The 7,268-nt window shown below is 66.0% G+C and carries 5 protein-coding genes; 4 read left to right on the top strand and 1 reads right to left on the bottom strand.

What is annotated here, in order from left to right:
* Positions 1-153: 153 nt before the first annotated feature.
* From APH36_RS25095 to APH36_RS25080, 4 genes are read left to right on the top strand one after another with little or no spacing between them, the layout of a single operon-like run.
* Positions 154-2,064: a sigma-54-dependent Fis family transcriptional regulator gene (locus APH36_RS25095; protein WP_060500976.1), complete on the top strand. Its 1,911-nt coding sequence runs from the start codon at positions 154-156 to the stop codon at positions 2,062-2,064.
* 3 nt (positions 2,065-2,067) lie between these two features.
* Complete coding sequence (locus tag APH36_RS25090; protein ID WP_060500974.1) at positions 2,068-3,801, top strand: ABC transporter ATP-binding protein; 1,734 nt, start codon at positions 2,068-2,070, stop codon at positions 3,799-3,801.
* Positions 3,791-4,468 (top strand): hypothetical protein, encoded by a 678-nt coding sequence (locus APH36_RS25085; protein WP_060500971.1) that lies wholly within the window; start codon positions 3,791-3,793, stop codon positions 4,466-4,468. Before APH36_RS25090 ends, APH36_RS25085 begins: the two co-directional genes overlap by 11 nt.
* Positions 4,461-5,753: an NAD(P)/FAD-dependent oxidoreductase gene (locus APH36_RS25080; RefSeq protein ID WP_060500969.1), complete on the top strand. Its 1,293-nt coding sequence runs from the start codon at positions 4,461-4,463 to the stop codon at positions 5,751-5,753. Before APH36_RS25085 ends, APH36_RS25080 begins: the two co-directional genes overlap by 8 nt.
* Before the next feature lie 174 nt (positions 5,754-5,927).
* Here the strand turns inward: APH36_RS25080 and APH36_RS25075 are convergent, their stop codons facing one another.
* On the bottom strand, positions 5,928-7,241 hold the full coding sequence (locus APH36_RS25075; RefSeq protein WP_060500968.1) for a hypothetical protein: 1,314 nt from the start codon (positions 7,239-7,241) through the stop codon (positions 5,928-5,930).
* Between the last annotated feature and the right edge of the window lie 27 nt (positions 7,242-7,268).

Genomic DNA, 7,268 nt, shown 5'->3' with positions numbered 1-7,268 from the left:
GCCCAGATCTCATGAGGCTCCTTTCTGAGCAAGTAGGGGCTCTTGCGGAGGCTTGACCACACTGGCTTTACGCAGGCGTCAGGCTGCAGCACACTGCTGCAAGTCCTGATGCCCGTTCCCCGCCACCTTCGCGGGGTACAGCCGGAGTAGAAAATGGCGCGACAACTCATAACAAACGCCCAAGACCCGCTGCACGAATCCCGCCAGGCCCGCCTGAAACTGGCCAGTGAAGGCGAGCTGCCGTTGGGCATGCTGCGCGACGAAATCGACGCCTCCTGGCGCCGCAGCCTGGGCCATGGCCTGGATTGCCTGCAAGGCGAGCAAGTCGGCCTGGGCCTGGAGCAGGGCCATGACCTGCGCGTGCTGCTGGAGCGCAACCGCCTGCTGGTCGACGCCGTTACCCCCGAACTGGACTACCTGGTCGCACGCCAGGGCAAGTCGGGCATCGTCATCCTTGGCGACGCCAAGGCGAATGTGCTGGCCATCGAAGGCCAGACCCACGTGCTCGGCCGCGAGGGCCTGCGTGACCTGCACCCGGGCAGTTGCTGGAGCGAGTCGCTGCGCGGCACCAATGCCATCGGCACGGCCGTGGTGGAAGGCCGGCCAACGTTGATCAACTGCGGTGAACACTACCTCGACCGCCTCAGCCCGTTCTCCTGCACCTCCGTGCCCCTGCGTGACCCGCGTGGCGAGGTGATCGGTGTGCTGGACATCACCCGCGAAGGGGTGATGGCGCAGCCACAGGACAGCCTGACCACGCTGATGCTGGCGGCCGGCAACATCGAAAGCCGCATGTTCGGCCTGTGCCACCCCGAGCAACTGGTGCTGGCCTTCCACAGCCGCCCGCAATACCTCAACAGCGCCTGGCACGGCCTGCTGGCGCTGAGCCTGGACGGTGAGGTGCTGGCCGCCAACGACAGTGCCTGCCAGCTTTTGCAGGTGCCACGCCATGAACTGATTGGCCGGCGCAGCACTGATCTGCTCGGCGAGCGTTCACCTGCGTTTATTGCACGCCTGTGGCAGGGTGGCGTGAGCAGCGTTCAAACGGCCAAGGGCGAGTTCTACTTCCGCGCTTTGCAGTTGCCGCGCCATGGCCGGGTAAATGGTGGTACGCCAGCCAGCAAACCGACGCTCGGCAAGCAGTCTCCCGCGCTCGATGCATTGGCCGGTGGCGATCCACGCCTGGCGCGCAACCTGCGCATGGCCCGCCAAGGGCTGGGCAATGGCCTGCCGGTGCTGCTGCTGGGTGAGACCGGTACCGGCAAGGAAGTGGTCGCCCGCGCCTTGCACCAGGCCAGCCCGCGTGCCGACAAACCGTTCGTGGCCGTCAACTGCGCCGCCATCCCCGAAGGCTTGATCGAGTCAGAACTGTTTGGCTATCGCGAGGGCGCCTTCACCGGTTCCCGCCGGGGCGGCATGATCGGGCGGTTGATGCAGGCCCATGGCGGCACGCTGTTTCTCGACGAAATCGGCGACATGCCGCTGGCCTTGCAGGCGCGCCTGCTGCGAGTATTGCAGGAACGCCGGGTAGCGCCGCTGGGGGCGGGCGACGAACAGGACATTGATGTGGCCCTGATCTGCGCCACTCACCGCGACCTCAAACGCCTTGTGCAAGAGCAGAACTTCCGTGAAGACCTTTACTACCGGGTCAACGGCGTGTCGCTGCGACTGCCGGCGCTGCGCGAGCGAGATGACCTGGGCGCGATCATCCAGGGCCTGCTGGACAAGTCCGATGCCCGTGGCGTCACCCTGGACCCGGCACTCACCACTTTGCTCGAATGCTTCGACTGGCCGGGCAACATCCGCCAGCTGGAGATGGTGGTGCGCACGGCGTTGGCCATGCGCGAGGACGGCGAGCAGGTGTTGACTCTGGACCACCTCACTGACTGCCTGCTGGACGAACTGGCCAGCGGCACGGCGCCCTCAGGCAGCCTCAAGGACAACGAACTGGAATTGATTCGCGGTGCGCTGGCGCGTCACCAGGGTAACGTGTCTGCCGCCGCCGAGGCGCTGGGCATCAGCCGGGCAACGTTGTACCGCAAGCTCAAACAGTTGCGCGGCTGACCCATGGGCCCACTGTTCGCAAGGCTGGTGGAGTCCAGCGACCCTGTACTCATGCGCCAGGCATTGGCCTGGCTGTATGGTTTCGTGCGCCCGCACCGGCGCGCCATCGGCCTGCTGCTGGGCCTGTCGCTGGGCGCCTCGCTGCTGGCGCTGGCGCAGCCCTGGCTGGTCAAGACGCTGATCGACGAGGGGCTGCTGGCCAAGGATTACCAGACCCTCTGGCACATGGCGGCGATCATGATCGGCGCAGGCCTGCTGGGCACGGTGCTGGCCGGGGTCAACCGCTACCTGCACACGCGCCTGTCGGGGCGCATCCTGTTCGCCCTGCGCGATGACCTTTACCGCCACCTGCAGCAGTTGTCGCCAACGTTCTACGGGCGGCGGCGCATGGGCGACATCCTTTCGCGGCTGGACGGCGATGTGGCGGAGATCCAGCGTTTTGCCGTGGACTCACTGTTTTCGGCGGTGTCGGCGGTGATCGGCCTGGTGGGCGCGGTGGCGCTGATGTTGATGCTGTCGTGGCAACTGTCGTTGCTGTTGGCGCTGTTGGTACCGATGGAAGTGCTGTGGCTGCGCTGGATGCGGCGCAAGGTGGAGCGCGAAGTGCGCAACCTGCGTGAGCGTTCGGCGGATGTGTCGTCGTTCCTGGTCGAGACCTTGCCGGCGATGAAGTTTATTCAGGCGTCCGGGCAGCAAGGCCGCGAGGCAGGGCGCCTGGACCAGCTTGGGCAAGGCTACATGCGCCAGTTGCTGAAAGTGCAGGTGACCGAGTTCTTCACCCAGGCCATCCCCGGCACGCTCACCTCCTGGTGCCGCGCTTGCGCGTTTCTGGTCGGCGGCTGGTGGGTGATCCAGGGCACTTGGCAGTTGGGCGCGCTGATCGCTTTTTCCACCTACATGGGCATGGCAGTAGGCCCGGTGCAGAGCCTGCTGGGCCTGTACGTGGCGGTACAGCGCATGGCCGTGAGCCTGGGGCGGGTGATGGAGCTGAAGCAGGAGGCTGTGGCCGTGCGCCCGGCGAACAACTTGAAGCCGATACCCGATGGCCCCGGTGAGCTGCGCCTTGAAGACCTGAGTTTTGCCCATGAAGGGCGCCAAGGTGCCGTACTGAGCAACGTGCAGGTGTGTGTGCCGGGTGGCCTGAAGGTGGCCATCAGCGGTGCCTCGGGGGTGGGCAAGTCGACCCTGATCGACCTGTTGCAGCGCTTCTACGACCCGGACGCCGGGCGCATCCTGCTGGATGGCACCGACCTGCGTGACCTGGACCTGGCCGCGTTGCGCCGGCGTATTGCGGTGGTCAGCCAGGACATCGTGCTGTTCCGTGGCACCCTGGCGCAGAACCTGGCCTACGGCGTACCTGAGGCCAGCCGTGCAGAGCTGGAACGGGTCGTGCGCCTGGCGCGGCTGGACAGCCTGGTCGAAAGCCTGCCTCTGGGCTTGGACGGCCTGCTGGGCGAACGTGGCCAGCAGTTGTCCGGCGGGCAGAAACAACGCATCGCCATCGCCCGGGCAGTGTTGCAGGCCCCGGCTATATTGGTACTGGACGAAGCAACGTCCGCAGTGGACGAAGCCACCGAGCGCGAAGTGATCGCGGCCATCGACCAGCTTTTCTCTGGCCGCACGCGCATCCTGATCAGCCACCGAGCTTCGACACTGGCCGATGCCGACCTGCACTTGCAACTGCATGATGGCCAGTTGCAGGTGCTGCGGCAGGAGGCAATCAAACATGGGCACTGACGTGCGTGTTGGCATCATCGACAGCGGCTGCTCGCCGGAGCATGCCAACGGTTTGCTGGCTGCCCGCCGTTTCTGGCTGGAAGACGGCCAGTTGCGTGAAGGAGAGCTGCAGCCCGACCAGCTGGGGCATGGCAGCGCGGTGCTTGCCGGCGTGCAGCGTGAGGCTGGGCCGGTGCCGCTGCTGGTGGCCCAGGTGTTCAGCGTCCAGGCCAGCACTAGCGCCTTGCAGGTGGCTGCCGCGCTGCTGTGGCTGGTGGAGGCGGGGGCTACCTTGGTCAACCTTAGCCTTGGCCTGCAGCAGGACCGCCCTGTGCTGCACCAGGCTTGCGCCGAAGCGTTGGCAGCGGGTGTGCTGTTGTGCGCATCCAGCCCGGCGCAAGGCGGGGCAGTGTTCCCGGCCAGCTACTGCGGGGTGATCCGGGTGACCGGCGATGCCCGCTGCGCGCCGGGCGAGTGGTCGTGGCTGGGTACGCGGCAGGCGGACTTTGGCGGTTACGTGGGCACGGGCGACAGGGCGGGCGCGAGCCTGGGCTGCGCGGCCTTGAGCGGAAGGATTGCAGCGTTGTTGCGCGACGAGCCGGGCATGGGTCGCCAGCAGGTTTACGACTGGCTGCGCAGCAATGCGGCGTATACCGGCCCCGAGCGACGAGGTGTTGGCCATGCCTGAACCGCGCATTGTGGTGCTGGGTGCTGGCCCGGCGGGTGCTGCCACGGCCATTGGCTTGCGGCGGCTGGGCTACTCCGTGACGATGGTGTCGGAGTGGCGCCGTTTCGCGGCAGTCGAAGGGGTTTCGCAGCGGGTGCTGGAGGGCTTGCGACATGCAGGCCTTGGCGGGGCCTTGAGCCAGGCGGCCATGCCGGCTACCCGGCAGGTGCACTGGAATGGCCAGCACCTGCAAATGAACCAGGAGTTCTTGCTGGATCGACAGCGTTTTGACCGGGCGCTGCGCGACGACCTTCAGCGTGCCGGCGTGAGTGTGGTCGAGGGCCGGGTGCGCGAGGTTGTGCACGAGGGCGGTCATCATGTGCGCCTGGACGATGGGCAGGTGCTGATGGTTGATTTCCTCGTCGAGGCCCGAGGCCGTCAGGCACCGCTGGCCCCGGATCGCCTGCGTGGGCCGGAAACGGTTAGCCTGCTTAACGTGTGGCAGGGTAGCCCGGGGGCGCCTGCGTCGGCGGTGGAAAGCCTGGAGGATGGCTGGGCGTGGATGGCGCGGTTGGAGGATGGCCGCTGTTACTGGCAAGTCACCCTTGACGCGGCCGGGCTGCCGGGCAAGGCCGGCTTGGCGGATTACTGCCTGGCGCGGCGGGCCTGCAGCGCGCTGGTTGCCGAGTTGTTTGATGCCCAGGCGCTGGTTCCGGCACAGGTGCATGCACGCAGCAGCACTGCAATTCTGGCCGGCGAATGTGTCGGGCAGGACTGGATACGGGTCGGCGATGCGGCGATGGCCGTTGATCCCCTGTCGGGCAACGGGATTTTCCAGTCACTGTCTTCGGCGTTGCAGGCGCCGGTGGTGATCAATACGTTGTTGCGCAAGCCCGAGCGCTCGGGGCTGGCGCGGCAGTTTCACCAGCAGCGGGTCGAGCAGCTGTTCTTGCGCTTTGCCCGGATCGGGCGGGATTTCTATGGGCAGGAGCAGGGGCGCGCAGGGCAGCCGTTCTGGGCTCGGCGGCAAGGTTGGCCGGATGCGCAGCCGTTGCATAGGCCTGCGGATTGGAAAACGGTGCGGGTCGAGCGGCGGCCTGTACTGCGTGATGGGTGGGTGGATGAGGCTGAGGTGGTGGTGACGGCGGATCAGCCGTTGGGGGTTTGGCATTTGCAGGGGGTGGAGTTGGCGCCTGTCGTGCAGAAGCTACAGGGCGGGCAAGCACTTGAGGCAGTGTTGCCAGGTCTTGCGGATGAACAGCAGAAGATGGTGCGGCGCTGGCTGCTGGAGCAAGGTTTTGCTTGAGATCGCCGGGGCCGCTTTGCGGCCCTATCGCAGGCAAGCCAGCTCCCACAGGTTTTGTGCAAGGCTCAGGCTCTGTGCAAGGCCCTGGTCTTGTCCAAGAGCTCAGGCTCTGAGCAAGGCTCAGGTCTTGTTCTGATCTGTGGGAGCTGGCTTGCCGGCGATAGGGCCCTTGAGTCAGAAGAAGGTCCCCACAATCAACTGCATGTAGGCCCCGGTATCCCGCCCGCCCAGTTGTGTGCCGCCATTATCCGCACTACGCTCCGGCTTGTAGAAGCCCACCAGCGGGCTGATCAGCAGGTGGTCATTGACCATCCATTCCACATACAGGTCCAGCTCCCGTCCGCCCAAGTTGCCCTGGTCGGTGTCCAGCGTGTCGAAGTCGAAGTACAGTGCGCCCACGGTCAGGTTGTCCCGTGGCTTGCCCTTCAGCGCTACGTGGTGTACCTGGCTGTTCTTGTTGAACGGCCCGGCATAGTTGGCCGCCACTTCACCCTGGAACCAGGTGCCATAGCCCCGGCTCAGGCCATAGAACAGCGGGTCGAAACCTTCGGAAAAGCGGCTGTAGCGGTAGGTCGCGGTGGGCGACCAGGGTAGCTCGGAGAACGTCCAGTTGCCCTCCAGATACCAGGCATTCTCGCGTCCACCGGTCTTGTCCTGGGTCACGTATTCGGCGGCCAGCTCCAGGTCTTTCACGCCCAGGTTACCGCGCCCGCGCAGGCTGGCGGTGTCCATGCCGTCGCGGTGCTCCAGGCCCATGATCTGCGCGTAGCGCTGGTCAACGTCCTGCCCGCGTATCCAGCTGACGCCCACGGTGCCAGCGTCGGCGACGTGTTCAAGGTTGGCTACTGCCAGCGACGTGTCGGCCTGGTAGTGGTTGTCGGACTTAAGCCACATCAGGTCACCGCGCCAGCCTTGTTTGCCGCCCAGGCGCAAGACTGCGGTGCGGTCGAAGGCCTTACGGGCGGCCAGGTAGTAGGCGCCGCCACGGTTGAAGTTGGCGCCCAGGTCGACCTTGCCCAGGTTCACCGGGTCGCCCTGGATCAGGAACCCGTCGCCCAGTGTCACCACCTGGCGGCCACCGGAAATGTCCACGCCGTCTTCACCCAGGGCCGGGAAAAGGTTGGCCGAGCGCCAGCCCAGGTACATGTCTTCGATGGCGGTGCGGCGTTCGTCGCCGAGGGTCAGGCCGGCGGCATCGCCGTCGCCCCAGGTGGCGGAGCTGAGCAGGTTGAACGCGCCGTAGAGTGCGCCGGCATCGGGCAGGGCCTGGCTGCCGCTGAGGCCGTATTTGATGTAGCCCTCCTGCCAGGCGGTGCTGCCGGGCTGGCGGTTGCCGGCCTGGTTGAAGCTTTCGTCGCTGTGGAAGACGCCAAACAGGGCTTCAAGGTCGGCGTTGAGGGTGGTGCCGTTGTGGTTGTACAGCTCGTGGGCTTGGCTGGCGGGTGCGGTTAACAGCAGGGCCAAAGTGCAGGCGAGTGTGTGCCTCATGGGTGTGCTCCAGGTTTTTTTATTGTT

Source organism: Pseudomonas sp. NBRC 111133 (assembly GCF_001320605.1).
Classification (GTDB): Bacteria; Pseudomonadota; Gammaproteobacteria; order Pseudomonadales; family Pseudomonadaceae; genus Aquipseudomonas; species Aquipseudomonas monteilii.
Note: the sequence above shows the minus strand (reverse complement) of the source record. Positions and strands in the feature narration are given on the sequence as shown.